General features: G+C 63.8%; 1 protein-coding gene. It reads right to left on the bottom strand.

Translation table 11 applies throughout. The annotated features are described in order from the left end of the window. Positions 1-414, bottom strand: a 414-nt coding sequence (locus EN807_RS32790) for an ABC transporter substrate-binding protein (RefSeq protein ID WP_246684505.1), incomplete at both ends; no start/stop codon positions are given.

Here is a 414-nt window from a genome sequence, read left to right as displayed (position 1 = left end):
CTTCTGCAAGGTATTGAAGGCGAGATAGCCGGTGTTGAGGCCCTCCTGCTGCATCAGCCTGATGCCGGGCGCGGCCTTGATCGCCTCGAGGTCGGCCGGATTGGGATAGGGCATGACATCGCACTCGCCGGCGCGCAGCTTTGCCATGCGGATGCTGGCATCGGTGGTGATGGCGAAGACCAGATCGTCGATCTTCGCCCGGCCGCGCCAGTAGTCCGGATTGGCCTTGTAGCGGATGACCGCATCCTGCTGATAGTCGACAAGCTGGAACGGACCGGTTCCGACCGGCCTTGTCGCCAGGTCCAGCGGACGCTTCTCCGCCAGCAGCCTGTCGGCATATTCCTTCGAGACGACCGACGCGAAATCCAGCGCCAGATCGGCCAGCATCGGCGAGTGCGGCGCCTTCAGCGTCAT

It is taken from the genome of Mesorhizobium sp. M5C.F.Ca.ET.164.01.1.1, from assembly GCF_004792125.1.
Classification (GTDB): domain Bacteria; phylum Pseudomonadota; class Alphaproteobacteria; order Rhizobiales; family Rhizobiaceae; genus Mesorhizobium; species Mesorhizobium wenxiniae.
Note: the sequence above shows the minus strand (reverse complement) of the source record. Positions and strands in the feature narration are given on the sequence as shown.